At 63.7% G+C, this 14400-nt stretch carries 13 protein-coding genes and 1 riboswitch; of the genes, 12 read left to right on the top strand and 1 reads right to left on the bottom strand.

Features of this window, described 5'->3' with window-relative positions; genetic code table 11:
- The first annotated feature begins 201 nt into the window (after positions 1 to 201).
- The gene (locus NCS03_RS13500; RefSeq protein WP_250529258.1) at positions 202 to 1860 is read left to right on the top strand and encodes an OmpA family protein; all 1659 of its coding nucleotides are present in this window, start codon (positions 202 to 204) and stop codon (positions 1858 to 1860) included.
- 77 nt (positions 1861 to 1937) lie between these two features.
- Here the strand turns inward: NCS03_RS13500 and NCS03_RS13495 are convergent, their stop codons facing one another.
- On the bottom strand, positions 1938 to 2864 hold the full coding sequence (locus tag NCS03_RS13495) for a LysR family transcriptional regulator (RefSeq protein WP_008352602.1): 927 nt from the start codon (positions 2862 to 2864) through the stop codon (positions 1938 to 1940).
- Between the two features lie 128 nt (positions 2865 to 2992).
- Between NCS03_RS13495 and NCS03_RS13490 the strand changes: the two genes are divergently transcribed.
- The 11 genes from NCS03_RS13490 (at position 2993) to NCS03_RS13440 (ending at position 14384) form a co-directional block, all read left to right on the top strand.
- Positions 2993 to 3436 (top strand): CidA/LrgA family protein, encoded by a 444-nt coding sequence (locus tag NCS03_RS13490; protein WP_034473259.1) that lies wholly within the window; start codon positions 2993 to 2995, stop codon positions 3434 to 3436.
- Between the two features lie 10 nt (positions 3437 to 3446).
- Positions 3447 to 4169 (top strand): LrgB family protein, encoded by a 723-nt coding sequence (locus NCS03_RS13485; RefSeq protein WP_008352604.1) that lies wholly within the window; start codon positions 3447 to 3449, stop codon positions 4167 to 4169.
- Positions 4170 to 4251: 82 nt separating this feature from the next.
- Positions 4252 to 4387, top strand: a riboswitch (S-adenosyl-L-homocysteine riboswitch).
- Positions 4388 to 4419: 32 nt separating this feature from the next.
- Positions 4420 to 5841: an adenosylhomocysteinase gene (gene ahcY, locus NCS03_RS13480; RefSeq protein ID WP_008352605.1), complete on the top strand. Its 1422-nt coding sequence runs from the start codon at positions 4420 to 4422 to the stop codon at positions 5839 to 5841.
- 78 nt (positions 5842 to 5919) lie between these two features.
- Complete coding sequence (locus NCS03_RS13475; RefSeq protein ID WP_008352606.1) at positions 5920 to 6273, top strand: phage holin family protein; 354 nt, start codon at positions 5920 to 5922, stop codon at positions 6271 to 6273.
- A 36-nt stretch (positions 6274 to 6309) separates the two neighbouring features.
- Entirely contained in the window at positions 6310 to 7149 is an 840-nt protein-coding gene (gene metF / locus NCS03_RS13470) for a methylenetetrahydrofolate reductase [NAD(P)H] (RefSeq protein WP_250529257.1), read from the top strand.
- 324 nt (positions 7150 to 7473) lie between these two features.
- On the top strand, positions 7474 to 9108 hold the full coding sequence (locus tag NCS03_RS13465; RefSeq protein WP_250529256.1) for an ABC transporter substrate-binding protein: 1635 nt from the start codon (positions 7474 to 7476) through the stop codon (positions 9106 to 9108).
- Between the two features lie 125 nt (positions 9109 to 9233).
- Positions 9234 to 10244: an ABC transporter permease subunit gene (locus NCS03_RS13460; protein WP_008352611.1), complete on the top strand. Its 1011-nt coding sequence runs from the start codon at positions 9234 to 9236 to the stop codon at positions 10242 to 10244.
- A 91-nt stretch (positions 10245 to 10335) separates the two neighbouring features.
- The gene (locus NCS03_RS13455; RefSeq protein WP_008352613.1) at positions 10336 to 11253 is read left to right on the top strand and encodes an ABC transporter permease subunit; all 918 of its coding nucleotides are present in this window, start codon (positions 10336 to 10338) and stop codon (positions 11251 to 11253) included.
- Between the two features lies 1 nt (position 11254).
- Positions 11255 to 12247, top strand: coding sequence for an ABC transporter ATP-binding protein (locus tag NCS03_RS13450; protein ID WP_175979632.1), 993 nt, complete (start codon positions 11255 to 11257; stop codon positions 12245 to 12247).
- The gene (locus NCS03_RS13445; protein WP_250457112.1) at positions 12244 to 13248 is read left to right on the top strand and encodes a peptide ABC transporter ATP-binding protein; all 1005 of its coding nucleotides are present in this window, start codon (positions 12244 to 12246) and stop codon (positions 13246 to 13248) included. The genes NCS03_RS13450 and NCS03_RS13445 overlap by 4 nt, the downstream gene beginning before the upstream one ends.
- Positions 13249 to 13292: 44 nt before the next feature.
- Complete coding sequence (locus NCS03_RS13440) at positions 13293 to 14384, top strand: TraB/GumN family protein (protein WP_175979630.1); 1092 nt, start codon at positions 13293 to 13295, stop codon at positions 14382 to 14384.
- Positions 14385 to 14400 lie beyond the last annotated feature (16 nt).

The raw sequence follows: 14400 nt of genomic DNA, 5'->3' as shown, positions 1-14400 counted from the left end.
AGGCCGCGCACGGATCGGCCGTGTAGAGGCACCGTTCTTTTCGGGATCGATCGGGAATTTTTGATGCGCGCTCCTAAAGCGCCGCTCACTGAGATAAATCCGATTGTTAATCCCGCCCCGATGACGCGCCGGAACCCGAACCTATAATCGGCACGCCTAATTCCGGCGATTGCAGTAACGCCTTTCACGGAAGCATTCTCAATGAGCATCAACCTCAATCAACTTGTCCAGGGCGCTTTGACCGAAAGCGTGTTGCAGCATGTCGCCGGGCGCATCGGCTGCGCGCCGGAATCCGCGCGGCGCGTCGTGTCGCTGTGCGGGCCGGCGCTGATCGGCGCGATGATGAACAAGGCGTCGTCGCTCGAAGGCGCGCGTCATCTGTTCGCGGCGATCATGTCGCCGGCGACCAACGCGCTGATCGCCGAAGAACTGCCGCACTTCGTCGTGCAGGACGAGGGTTTCAAGACGCTCGTCGACAGCAGCGAAAAAGCCGATGCCGAAATCGCCTCGCGCGACAATCTCAATCTGCTCGCCGAGCGCATCGCCGAATACACGGGCGTCGCGGCGAGCGCCACGCGCACGCTGACCGGCGTGGTCGGCGCGACGCTCTTCGGCGTGCTCAAGCGCTATCTCACGCAGCACAACGGCAATCCCAGCCAGCTTCCGACGCTGCTCGGCCATCAGTTGCCGGTCGTGCGCGCGAACATGACCGACGCGTTCGCCAACGCGCTCGGTCTCGGTTCGGTCGGCGCGTTTCTCGCGGGTGTCGCATCGCGGCTGAAGGCGGTGTCGGCGCATCTGGAACATCCGGCGACGCAGGAAGCCGCCGTGTTCGCGCAGCCGCAGGAAGCGCCCGCCGCCGCCGATCACGCCGTGAAGGAAGACGCGGGCCGGAAGAAATGGTGGTGGATCGCATCCGCTGCCGCGCTCGCGATGTTCGCGGTTCTGGCCGGTCGCGGCTGCTCGACGGACAACAAGCCGGAAGACGCCGCGCCCGTCGCGAAGCCGGACGCCGCTTCCGACGCGAGCGCCGAGACGGCAACGGGCGCGACGGCCGCCGCGGCCGATCAGGCGTCTGCGCCGGCCGCGCTGCCTTCCAAGGACGCAACGATGTCCTTCGTCGTCGACGCATCCGGCGTTCCGACGCTGACCGCGACCGTCCACGACGAGCACGAACGCCGCGAACTGCTCGACACGCTCGCCGCGAAGCTCGGCGCGGACAAGTTCAAGGCGGACATCGCGGTCGATCCGGACACGAAGCCCGCCGCGTGGATCGCGAAACTCGACGGCCTGCTCCCGGTCATGACGCTGCCGGGCGCGCAAATGCGCGTGGTTGGCGACAAGATCGACCTGAGCGGCCGCGCGGGCGATTCGAAGCTCGGCTGGCTGGACAAGCTGAAGGCGTTCTTCGGCGACGGCTGGACGATCGGCGCAACCGACACGACCGCCGCCGCAAAAACGCTCGCCGCGTCGGACGCTGCCGCGAATTGCAGTGCCGCCGACGTCGCGAAGAATCTGTATCTGCGTCCGATCAAGTTCGGCTTCGCGTCAAACGAGTTGCCGCGCGCGGCGCTGAACGAACTCGCCGAATCCGCGAAGGGGCTGAAGGATTGCGACGCGAACGGCAAGCCGATCAAGCTGCAGATCGGCGGCTACACGGACAGTTCGGGCAATCCGGCGGTGAATCTCCACTTGTCGGAAAAGCGCGCGCGGTCCGTGCGTTCGTATCTGATCCAGCGTGGCGTGCCGGCCGACACGCTGACGGCGGAAGGTTTCGGCGACGCGCATCCGATCGGCGACAACGCCACGCGCGAAGGCCGCGCGGCGAATCGGCGAATCGAATTCAAGGAACTGAACTGATTCGGGAATCGCGCGAGCCGCTGTAAATGACGCGCCGGTCCGCTCATCGCGGGCCGGCGCGTTTTTTTGCGTGGATGTCACCGGTTTCGCGGAAAGCCATCGGCCATGAAATCCTGATCCAGATTCGCGGGCAGCATTTCCCGCGCGACCTCGATCCACGCGCGCGCCGCGTGCGACAGATAACCGTTGCGCCGCCAGCCGAGCGCCATGTCCCAGTGAATCTCGGGCGCGACGACCGGACGGCAGGTGAACGCGTTCGCGTCGAGACGCCGGCAGTACGGCGCGGGCAGCAGCGCGATGCCGATGCCTGCCTGCACGAGCGCCGCCATGAAATCCCAATGCCCGCTGCGGCCGACGATCGTCGGCGCGAAACCCGCCTCACGGCACGCGTTGAGCACGACGTCGTTGAGCGCGAGGCTCTCGCCGTAGAACACGAACGGTTCGGCGGCGAGATCGGTGAGCGCGACTTCGCGGGCGTCGTCCCAGCGCGAACCCTTCGGCGCGACGAGCCAGAGAATCTGCCGGCTCACGGGCAGGACGTCGAACATCGCGGTGTCGACCGGCTGCAAGACGCCGCCCAGTTCGAGCTCCCCGTCGATGAGCGCCGCCTCGATCGCCTTCGAGCCGCGCTCGAACAGCTTCAGCTCAACTTTCGGATAACGGCGACGGAACGCGGCGATGGCCGGCGTGAAGAGCGATCCGCCCATCGGCGGAATACCGATCGTCAGCGTGCCGCGCCCGAACGTGCCGAGATCGTTCAACTCCGCTTCCAGACGCGCGTGCGCCGCCAGCACCTCGACGCCGCGCTGATAGACGATCTGGCCGGCGTCGGTCAGCACCATCTGGCGCCCCTCGCGCAGAAGCAGCGGCGAGCCGACCTCGTCCTCCAGCGCCTTCACCATCTTGCTGATGGTCGGCTGCGTCACGAACATGTGTTCGGCGGCAGCGGTGAAACTCTTCTGCTTCACCACTTCGATGAAGTACCGCAAGGCACGCAATTCCATCGTCGGCTCCGAATTCCAGTTTGGAATGATTCGAATAAGGTTAAGTCATTTTTATTATGCAAGGTGCGCCCATATACTCAGCCTACGGGATAACCCTAATCAGTCGCCTTCAGCCCACGAGAGCCGCCATGTCCACCGCCCTGCCGATCAAAACGCCGTCCGCCTTCGCCCGCTTCCTGCGCGTCGCGGTGCAGTCCGCCGCGCTCGCGGGGATCTGGGTCGTAGCGGATTTCGTCGCGCGCAAGCTGTCGCTGCCCGTGCCGGGCGGCGTGATCGGCCTCGTCGCGCTGCTCGCGCTGCTGTTCTGCGGCGGCGTCGCGCCGCGCTGGGTCAAGGCGGGCGCGGACTGGCTGCTGTCCGACATGCTGCTCTTCTTCATCCCGGCGGCGGTCGCGGCGGTCCAGTACGGCGGCCTGTTCATGGAAGACGGCTGGCGGCTCGCGCTCGTGGTCGTCGGCGGAACGTTGATGGTGATGGTGGCCGTGGCGTTCGCCGTCGACCGTGCGGCGCGCCTGGAACGCCGTCTCGCCCTGCGCCGTGTGCTCGTCGCGCGACACGCGGCCCGCGCCTGAGCGAGCGGACATGAACCACTTCTTTGCCTCGCTTCTCGAAGACGACGCCGCGCGCCTCATCGCGGCCGGTTGCTTCGTGCTGACCGTCGCGCTGTACTTCGCGGCCAAGCATCTGTACGCGCGCTTCCGGCGGCCGTGGCTCACGCCGCTTCTGGCCGTGCCGGCGGTGCTCGCGGTCATCGTCGTGATTGCGCGCATTCCGTACTCGGTCTATTACACCGACACGCGCTGGCTCATGTGGCTGCTCGGACCGGCGACGGTCGCGTTCGCGGTGCCGATCTATGAGTACCGCGAACTCATCAAGCGGCACTGGATTTCGCTGACCGTCGGCGTGACGGTCGGCATTCTGGTGGCGGTCGGCGGTTCGCTCGCGCTCGCGAAGCTGCTGCATCTGTCGCCGGAATTGCAGCGCAGCCTCGCGACGCGTTCCGTGTCGACGCCGTTCGCGCTCGCCGTCTCCGACAAGATCCACGCGCCCAAAGACCTCACCGCGCTCTTCGTGATCGCGACGGGCGTCTGCGGCATGCTCTTCGGCGAAATCGTGCTCGCGCTCGTGCCGCTGCGCACGCGGCTCGCGCGCGGCGCGTTGTTCGGCGCGGCGGCGCATGGCGTCGGCACGGCGAAGGCGCGCGAACTGGGGAGCGAAGAGGGCGTCGTCGCGAGTCTCACGATGATGATCGCCGGTGTCGTGATGGTGCTGCTCGCGCCAGTGCTCTCCGTACTGCCTTTCTGAGCGCTTGCGCGCGCCGCGGAAGTCCCTCTTCGGCGTCTCGAAAACGCATTCGCCACACGAGACTTTGCTACAATCGACGCTCGTTTCCGAGGAGCGTTGCGACGGGCGATTCATCGAATCCGCCCGCCAGGCTCGGAAGCATTCAATCCGGACGGTTCGAAAGCGCCAGGCAGTCAAGGCGCCCGCTGAGCCACCGCATCGAACGGCGCTCACGTCAACATTTCTAGTCTTTTTAGAAAAGGAGGGCGTGATGAACGCCGCAGTTCTCGATTCCAACGGTTCCAAGGATTACATCGTTGCCGACATGTCGCTTGCCGCATGGGGCCGCAAAGAGCTCGACATCGCCGAAACGGAAATGCCGGGTCTCATCCAGACGCGCGAAGAGTACAAGGCGCAGCAGCCGCTGAAGGGCGCGCGCATCGCCGGCTCGCTGCACATGACGATTCAGACGGGCGTGCTGATCGAAACGCTCACGGCGCTGGGCGCGGACGTGCGCTGGGCATCGTGCAACATCTTCTCGACGCAGGATCACGCAGCTGCAGCGATCGCCGCGGGCGGCACGCCGGTGTTCGCGTTCAAGGGCGAATCGCTCGACGAATACTGGGAATTCTCGCATCGCATTTTCGAATGGCCGAACGGCGAATTCGCCAACATGATTCTCGATGACGGCGGCGATGCAACGCTGCTGCTCATCCTCGGCGCGAAGGCGGAAAAGGACCGCTCGGTCATCGCCAAGCCGACGAACGAAGAAGAAATCGCGCTCTACAAGTCGATCGCGAAGCACCTCGACGCCGATCCGACGTGGTACTCCACGCGCCTTTCGCACATTCAGGGCGTGACGGAAGAAACCACGACGGGCGTGCATCGCCTGTATCAGATGGAAAAGGAAGGACGCCTGCCGTTCCCCGCCATCAACGTGAACGATTCGGTCACGAAGTCGAAGTTCGACAATCTGTACGGCTGCCGCGAATCGCTCGTCGACGGCATCAAGCGCGCGACCGACGTGATGATCGCCGGCAAGATCGCGGTCGTCGCGGGTTACGGCGACGTGGGCAAGGGCTGCGCGCAATCGCTGCGCGGTCTGGGCGCGACGGTGTGGGTCACGGAAATCGATCCGATCTGCGCGCTGCAAGCCGCAATGGAAGGCTACCGCGTCGTGACGATGGAATACGCCGCGAGCCGCGCCGACATCTTCGTCACCGCGACGGGCAACTATCACGTCATCAACCACGATCACATGAAGGCGATGCGCAACAACGCGATCGTCTGCAACATCGGCCACTTCGATTCGGAAATCGATATCGCGTCGACGCGTCAATACACGTGGGACAACATCAAGCCGCAGGTGGATCACATCGTCTTCCCGGACGGCAAGAAGATCATCATTCTGGCTGAAGGGCGTCTCGTGAACCTCGGCTGCGCGACGGGCCATCCGTCCTTCGTGATGTCGAACTCGTTCACGAACCAGACGCTCGCGCAGATCGAACTGTTCACGCAGGGCAAGAAGTACGAGAACAAGGTCTACGTGCTGCCGAAGCATCTCGACGAAAAGGTCGCGCGCCTGCACCTCGGCCGTATCGGCGCGGAACTGACCGTGCTGTCGGACGAGCAGGCCGGCTACATCGGCGTCGACAAGAACGGCCCGTTCAAGCCGAACCACTACCGCTATTAAACGCTGACGGCAGCCGTAACAGGCGCGGGCGTGACGACCACGCCCGCGCGATTCAACGCATCAACCGGAGATTTCTCGATGACCGTGCTGCTGACATGGCTGATCAACGCGCTCGCGCTGCTGATCATCACCTACCTCGTGCCTTCGATTCATATCCGCAGTTTCGGCACGGCGCTCATCATCGCGGTGGTGCTGGGTCTCATCAACGCGATCATCCGGCCTGTTCTCATCATCCTCACGTTGCCGGTGACCATCGTCACGCTCGGGTTCTTCATACTCGTCGTGAATGCGCTGTGCTTCTGGCTGTGCTCGTCGCTGTTGAAGGGCTTCGAAGTATCGGGCTTCTGGTCCGCGTTCTTCGGCTCGATTCTCTACAGCATCGTGTCGTGGCTGCTGTCGGCGCTGATCTTCGGGAATCGCAACTTCGGTTGACGTTGGACCGCGCGCTGCCGTGCGTCAAAAAACATCATGAAACCGATCGAACTCTCATTCGAGTTTTTCCCGCCGAAGACGCAGGAAGGCGTGGACAAGCTGCGCGCGTCCCGCGCCGAGTTGAAGAAGCTCTCGCCCAAGTTCATCTCCGTGACGTTCGGCGCGGGCGGCTCCACGCAGCAAGGCACGCTCGACACCGTGCTCGAAATGGCCGCGGAAGGCTTCGAGGCCGCGCCGCATCTCTCGTGCATCGGCTCGTCGAAGGACAGTCTGCGCGCCATTCTCTTGCAGTACCGCGAGCACGGTATTCGCCACATCGTCGCGCTGCGCGGCGATCTGCCTTCGGGCATGGGCGAAGTCGGCGAGTTGCGCTATGCGTCGGAACTGGTGGCGTTCATCCGTCAGGAGCACGGCGACTGGTTCAACATCGAAGTGGCCGCGTATCCGGAGTTTCATCCGCAATCGAGGTCGCCGAAAGCCGATCTCGAAAACTTCGCGCGCAAGGTGAAGGCGGGTGCGAACTCGGCGATCACGCAGTACTTCTTCAACGCCGATTCCTACTTCAAGTTCGTCGAGGAAGCGCGCAAGCTCGGCGTCGACGTGCCGATCGTGCCGGGCATCATGCCGATCACGAACTTCTCGCAACTGATGCGCTTCTCCGACATGTGCGGCGCCGAAGTGCCGAAGTGGATCGCGCGGCGGCTTGAAAGCTTCGGCGACGATCGCGAGTCGATCCGCGCGTTCGGCGTCGACGTGGTGACGGGCCTGTGCCGCCGTCTCATCGATGATGGCGCGCCGGGTCTGCACTTCTACACGCTCAACGGCGCGTGGGCGTCGAAGACGGTTTGCGAACGTCTCGGCTTCAAGAGCGTCTGATCAGCATCAATGTTTCACCCGCGCGGCGCTCGCCGCGCGGTTCTTTCTCTGAATCCCCTTACCGTCGTCTTTTTTGCGTTAGCGCGCGCCTATTCGAGCAATATTTCGTCGCCCGATGTATCAGGTGCGAACATGCCCGATAACCTACCCTTATCGGAGCGCCACCGACGACAAACTCTAGTGGGGAAAACCAAGTACACGTGTCACTTTTGTTCGTGCTAGGGTAGCGCCCACTTTGCGCGTGTGCTTCGAAAAAAGCGGGGCGGCGCGATCAAGTACACTCGCGCTACGTCGGCCAGAAGCCGGCATCGACTTGGAGGAAACATGAACAAAAACAGCCTGTTGCGAGCCATCCGCGGATCGGCGCTCGCAGGCGCCGTCGCCACCGCGACGCTCTTTGCAGCAACCGCGGCACACGCCGCGGGAATCCCGAACAAGACGCTCGTGTATTGCTCGGAAGGCAGCCCGGCCGGCTTCGATCCGGCGCAATACACCACCGGCACCGATTTCACCGCGAATACCTTCACCGTCTATAACCGTCTTGTCGAATTCGAGCGCGGCGGTACGAAGGTCGAGCCGGGTCTCGCCGAAAAGTGGGACGTGTCGCCGGATGGCCTCAGCTACACGTTCCATCTGCGTCACGGCGTGAAGTTCCAGACGACGTCGTTCTTCAAGCCGACGCGCGAATTCAACGCGGATGACGTGATCTTCACGTTCAACCGCATGCTCGACCCGAACAATCCGTTCCGCAAGGCGTACAACGTCCAGTTTCCGTACTTCACGGACCTCGGCATGGACAAGCTGATCTCGAAGATCGAGAAGGTCGATCCGTACACCGTGAAGTTCACGCTGAAGGAAGTCAGCGCGCCGTTCATCCAGAACATGGCGATGGAATACGCGTCGATCCTGTCCGCCGAGTACACGGACAAGCTGCTGAAAGACGGCAAGGCCGCCGACATCAACCAGCAGCCGGTCGGCACGGGTCCGTTCATCTTCCGCAGCTACACGAAGGACGCGACCATCCGCTTCGACGGCAATCCTGATTACTGGAAGCCGAACGCCGTGCAGATCAGCAAGCTGATCTTCTCGATCACGCCGGACGCGGCCGTGCGCGTGCAGAAGCTGAAGAACAACGAATGCCAGGTGATGAGCTATCCGCGTCCGGGCGATATCGCCGCGCTGAAGTCGGCATCGAATGTCGATACGCCGTCACAGGCGGGCTTCAACGAAGGCTATGTCGCGTACAACGTGACGAAGAAGGGCCTCGACAACACCGACGTGCGCCGCGCGCTCGACATGGCGATCAACAAGAAGGCGATCATCGATTCCGTGTATCAGGGCGCGGGCCAGCCGGCCACCGCACCGATGCCGCCGACGCAGTGGTCCTACGACAAGAATCTGAAGGGCCAGACATACGACACCGCGAAGGCGAAGGAACTGCTCTCGAAGGCGGGCTTCCCGAACGGCTTCGAAATCACGCTCTGGGCGATGCCGGTTCAACGCGCGTACAACCCGAACGCGCGGCTGATGGCGGAAATGATCCAGGCCGACTGGGCGAAGATCGGCGTGAAGGCGAACATCGTTTCGTACGAGTGGGGCGAGTATCTGAAGCGCGCGCACGCGGGCGAACACGATGCGCTCCTGATCGGCTGGACCGGCGACAACGGCGACCCCGACAACTGGCTCGGCACGCTGCTCGGCTGCGACGCCGTGAAGGGCAGCAACTTCTCGAAGTGGTGCTACAAGCCGTTCGACGAACTCGTCGTGAAGGGCCGTTCGACGACCGATGTCGCCGCGCGCACGAAGGCTTACACCGATGCGCAGCAGATCTTCGCGCAGCAACTGCCGTTCTCGCCGATCGCGCACTCGACGGTGTATCAGCCGGTGAGCAAGAAGGTGACGAACATGAAGATCGAGCCGCTCGGCTACGTTCGCTTCGATGGCGTCGGCATGCAATAAAGTTTGTCTACGGAACGCTTTTTGCACTAAACCATAGTTAATCGAACAGGTCCGGCGGCGCGGGTCCACAAGATCCAAGCCGCCGGTCACGTTTTGAGTCCTCCCAATACCGAAAAGGACGATCCATGTTCCGATTCGTTTTGCGACGCATAGGAATGGTGATACCGACGTTCATCGGCATTACGATTCTCGCGTTCGCGCTCATCCACCTGATTCCCGGCGACCCCATCGAAGTGATGATGGGCGAGCGTGGCGTCGATCCCGCGATGCACGCCGAAGCCATGAAGCGCCTCGGTCTCGACCAGCCGCTGCCGGTCCAATACCTCACCTACGTCGGGCACGCGCTGAAAGGCGATCTCGGCACGTCGATCATCACGAATACCAGCGTGATGGGCGAGTTCCTCGCGCGCTTTCCGGCGACCGTCGAACTCTCCATCTGCGCGATGATCTTCGCGCTCGTCGTCGGCTTGCCGGCGGGCGTCGCGGCGGCGCTCAGGCGCGGCACGGTCGTCGATCACGGCGTGATGGGCACCGCGCTCACGGGCTATTCGATGCCGATTTTCTGGTGGGGCTTGATCCTCATCATGTTCTTCTCGGCGAAGCTCGGTTGGACGCCGGTGTCGGGCCGCATCGCGGTCGAATACGACATTCCGCACGTCACCGGCTTCATGTTGATCGACGCGCTCTTCTCGAGCGACGAAGGCGCGTTCACGTCGGCGGTGTCGCATCTGATTCTGCCGACCATCGTGCTCGGCACGATTCCGCTGGCGGTCGTCGCGCGCATGACGCGCTCGTCGATGCTCGAAGTGCTGCGCGAGGACTACATCCGCACGGCGCGCGCGAAGGGTTTGTCGCCGCTGCGCGTGGTCGTCGTGCATGCGCTGCGCAACGCGCTGATTCCTGTCGTGACCGTGATCGGCCTGCAGGTCGGCACGCTGCTCGCGGGCGCGGTGCTGACCGAGACGCTGTTCTCGTGGCCGGGTGTCGGCAAGTGGCTCATCGACGCCATTTCGCGCCGCGATTATCCGGTCGTGCAAGGCGGCATTCTGATGATCGCGACGCTCGTGATCGTCGTGAACCTGGTCGTCGATTTGTTGTACGGCGTGTTGAATCCGCGCATTCGCCATACTCGCTGAGGAAAACATGTACCCCCACGCTCACACTTGTTCGCTGCCCCCCAAGGGGGCGCATGCCTCGCTTGAGGCCGCTCGGCGCGAGGCATAACGAATGGCTGACGTTCAAAACAATCTCCCGCCGGGCGCGCTCACGCCGCCGTCCGGGCGCATGGTCGCGGCGCGCGAATTCTGGGCGAATTTCTCGCGCAATCGCGGCGCCGTCGTCGCGGGCGTGATCGTGCTCGTGCTGATTCTCGTCGCGCTGCTCGCGCCGCTGATCGCACCGCATAGCCCGATCGAGCAATATCGCGATTACGTGAAAATTCCGCCCGCGTGGCTCGAAGGCGGCAACCGCATGTTCCTGCTCGGCACCGATGAAGCCGGCCGCGACATTCTCTCGCGTCTCATGTACGGCGCGCGGCTGTCGTTCTGGATCGGCTTCGTGTCGGTCGTGCTCGCGCTGATTCCGGGCGTCGTGCTCGGTCTGATGGCCGCGTTCTTCCACTGGCTCGATACGCCGATCATGCGCGTGATGGACGTGCTGCTCGCGTTGCCTTCGCTGCTGCTCGCGGTCGCGGTCGTCGCGATCATCGGGCCGGGGCTCGTCAACACGATGCTCGCCATCGCCATCGTCGCGCTGCCCGGTTACGTGCGTCTCACGCGCGCGTCGGCGCTCGGCGAATTGCAGAAGGAATACGTGACGGCATCGCGCGTCGCGGGCGCGGGCACCGTGCGCCTGATGTTCTCGCAAGTGCTGCCGAACTGCGCCGCGCCGCTGATCGTGCAGGCGACGCTCGGTTTCTCGTCCGCGATTCTCGATGCTGCCGCGCTCGGCTTTCTCGGCCTCGGCGTGCAGCCGCCGGCGGCGGAGTGGGGCGCGATGCTCGCATCGGCGCGCGATTACATCGAAAGCGCATGGTGGATCGTGACGATGCCAGGCCTGTCGATCCTGATCTCGGTGCTCGTCATCAATCTGCTCGGCGACGGTCTGCGCGATGCGCTCGATCCGAAACTCAAACGGATGGGCTGACATGAACGATCTTCTGACTATCCGCAATTTGCAGGTGACGTTCGGCGGCACGCAGGCCGTCGATCGCATCGATCTGTCCGTGAAGCCGGGCGAAGTCGTCGGCGTCGTCGGCGAATCCGGCTCGGGCAAGAGCGTCACGATGATGGCGCTGATGGGCCTCATCGACGCACCGGGCAAAGTAACCGCCGATCAGGTCACGTTCGACGGGAAGGACTTGCTGAAGGCGTCGGCGCGCGCGCGTCGCAGGATCATCGGCAAGGACATCGCGATGGTGTTTCAGGACGCGCTGACGAGCCTGAACCCGAGCTACACCGTCGGCTATCAGATCAAGGAAGTACTGAAGCTGCACGAAGGTCTGCGCGGCGATGCGCTCGACAAACGCGCGCTCGAACTGCTCGATCAGGTCGGCATTCCGGACGCGAAGAACCGCATCAATTCGTTTCCGCATCAGATGTCGGGCGGCATGAATCAGCGCGTGATGATCGCGATGGCGGTCGCATGCAATCCGAAGCTGCTGATCGCCGACGAGCCCACCACCGCGCTCGACGTGACGATCCAGGCGCAGATCATGGAACTGCTCGTGAAGCTGCAGAAGGAACGCGGCATGGCGCTCGTGCTGATTTCGCACGATCTCGCGGTCGTGTCCGAAGTGGCGCAGCGCGTCGCGGTGATGTACGCGGGCGAGATCATCGAAACGAATCATGTGCCGACGATCTTCAGCGAGCCGCATCATCCGTACACGGAAGCGCTGCTCGCGGCGATTCCCGAACATTCGCGCGGCGCGGAACGTCTCGCGGCGCTGCCGGGCATGGTGCCGGGCAAGGACGATCGCCCGAGCGGATGTCTCTTCGCGCCGCGCTGCAAATATGTCGTCGACGATTGCCGGAAGGCGCGGCCGAATCTGTATCAGCTCGACAAGAACGATCCGGCCGTGCGGGCGCGCTGCATCAAGCCGTTGAACATCGATGTGGTCGTGGAAGGAGGCGCGCGATGAACGCCGTACCGAAGGAATCGAATCAGGACATCGTGCTCGCCGCCGACAGGCTCACGAAGCATTACGACGTGAAACGCAGCGCGTTCAAGCACGGCACGGTGAAGGCGTTGAACGGCGTGTCGTTCGAATTGAAGCGCGGGCGCACGCTTGCGGTCGTCGGCGAATCGGGATGCGGCAAGTCCACGCTCGCGCGTCAATTGACGATGATCGAAGCGCCCACGTCGGGCCGTCTGCTGATCGAAGGCGACGATGTCGCGGGCGCGAGCCGTGCGAAGATCGCCGAGTTGCGTCAGCGCGTGCAGATGGTGTTCCAGAACCCTTTCGCGTCGCTGAATCCGCGCAAGACCGTCGAGCAGACGCTCGGCGAACCGCTCGCGATCAACACGAAGCTCTCGTCGACGGAGCGCGCCGAGCGCATCGCGAAGATGATGCGTACCGTCGGCTTGCGGCCGGAACACGCGTCGCGTTATCCGCACATGTTTTCGGGCGGGCAGCGTCAGCGCGTGGCGATCGCGCGGGCGATGATTCTCGATCCGCAGATCGTCGTCGCCGACGAGCCGGTGTCCGCGCTCGACGTGTCGATTCAGGCGCAGATCCTGAATCTGTTCATGGATCTCCAGGCGCAGTTCGGCACGAGCTACGTGTTCATCTCGCACAATTTGTCGGTGGTGGAGCATATCGCCGACGACGTGATGGTGATGTACTTCGGCGGCGTCGCGGAAGTCGGCGACAAGAAGACGATTTTCGCGAAGCCGCGCCATCCGTACACGCGCGCGCTCATGTCCGCGACGCCCGCGATCTTCGAGGAAGACCGGCGCATCAAGATCAAGCTGCAGGGCGAGATGCCGTCGCCGCTCAATCCGCCATCGGGCTGCACGTTCCATCAGCGCTGCCCGTATGCGATCGAGCGATGCCGTGTCGAAGAGCCGAAACTGCGCGTGGTCGATGGACGTCAGGTGTCGTGCCATCGCGCCGAGGAGGTCGGCGAAGCCGAAGTCTGAATCTCGCCGGAAGGCTGCACGACGCGTCACGCGAATGTTTTAAGATGTCGATCGTGCAGGATTCAACCGTCAAGCCGCGCTTTTCGCGCGCGGCGTTCGCCAAAACGACAGCCCTCGTGCTGTCGTTCTTGCTGTTTACGGCGGGTGTCTCGGTGTCGCCTTCGGGCTTCGCGGTGGTCGGATCGCGCACGCCGCAGGCCGCGGGCGATGCGGGGTCCGCCGCCGCGCCTGCCAATCCCGCTCCGCCGCCGCGCACGGACCGCTCGACCGGCACGACCGCGAGCGGCCCGGTGCGCGCGCAGCCGCCGCGCATGCCGTTCTACGTCGCGACCAAGGGCACGACGACCATCTATCTGCTCGGCACGCTCCATGTGGGTTTCGCGAGCGACTATCCGCCCGAGCAACCGTTTCGCAAATCGATACTCGCGGCGCTCGATGCATCGCCTACGCTCGCGCTCGAGATTTCCCCCGACGATCTCCTGCTCTCTCAAGACGATGTGAATCGTTATGGCATGTGCCGCAGCGCGTGTCTGATCGACTATTTGCCTGACTCGATGTGGAAGAAGGTCGAGGCGCGCATGCGCAGCAATCCGGCGGCGCTGAAGGAGATCCGGCATACGCGGCCATGGCTCGCATCGATGCTGATCGAAACCTACGACACGTTGAAGGCCGGGTTTCAAAGCGAGTACGGAACCGAGGCGCAGTTGCAGAACGTGTATCTTCGTGCGCGCGGGAAGATCGTCGGACTGGAAACGCTGAACGAGCAGATTTCGACATTCACGCGGCTTTCGTCGGCGCAGCAACGCGAAATGCTCGCGCAGGATCTCGTGCAGACGCCGGCGGAGAACGTCGCCGATGTGAAGGAATTGCACCGGCTGTGGCGCATCGGCGACGCGGATGCGCTCAAGGCCTGGGACGACGCCAAGTCGAGCAAGCTGGCGCGGAACAAGGCGCTCGCGGCGCAAGTCGACAATCGCGTGGTGTATCAGCGGAATCAGCGGTTCGTGCAGCGGATCGTCGCCATCGCCGCGCCGGATAAACCGGTGTTCGTGGCGATCGGCGCGTTGCATCTCGGCGGGCCGCGGGGCGTGCTCGAGCTTCTGAGAAAGCGAGGGTTCGTGGTGGAAGCGGGGTGATCGCCAGATCGCCGGG

Origin of the sequence: Caballeronia sp. ATUFL_F1_KS4A (assembly GCF_023630905.1) — a bacterium.
GTDB lineage: Bacteria > Pseudomonadota > Gammaproteobacteria > Burkholderiales > Burkholderiaceae > Caballeronia > Caballeronia zhejiangensis.
Note: the sequence above shows the minus strand (reverse complement) of the source record. Positions and strands in the feature narration are given on the sequence as shown.